The sequence below is a fragment of the Aequorivita vitellina genome (assembly GCF_022008365.1).
Lineage (GTDB): Bacteria > Bacteroidota > Bacteroidia > Flavobacteriales > Flavobacteriaceae > Aequorivita > Aequorivita vitellina.
This window is the reverse complement of the sequence record NZ_JAIRBA010000186.1, coordinates 1-322: the sequence shown is the minus strand read 5'-3', so window position 1 is coordinate 322 and position 322 is coordinate 1. Positions and strand designations below refer to the sequence as shown.

Genomic DNA, 322 nt, shown 5'->3' with positions numbered 1-322 from the left:
GGATTTTGATTTTACAAGCCGAAGGTTACACATTACCAATTTTGATATGAAAAATGTACAGTTTCCAGCTGGCGCGACACATTTGGCGCTTACTTTGGGGCTTTTGCATTTTGACTTTAGCACCCTTGAGTATCGTTTAAAGAGTAGTACTCCGCTGTATCTGGATAAAAGCTATAGCCCGAATTCTTTTGAAATGCAAGTTGACTTGCCGGATGTTGCTGGCACGGCAATAGCGGTGCTGGGGTTGAAATTTTATCAGGAGGTGCAGGGGACGTATTATTTATTTAGAAGTGCGAATGCGGTGGGGGTTGCGAATTTGGGG

Annotated in this window: 1 protein-coding gene; it reads left to right on the top strand. The window is 43.8% G+C overall.

The genetic code is table 11. From position 1 onward, the window contains the following. Positions 1-46: 46 nt before the first annotated feature. The coding region (locus K8089_RS16445; protein ID WP_407932401.1) for a hypothetical protein at positions 47-322 on the top strand (276 nt) is incomplete at its 3' end.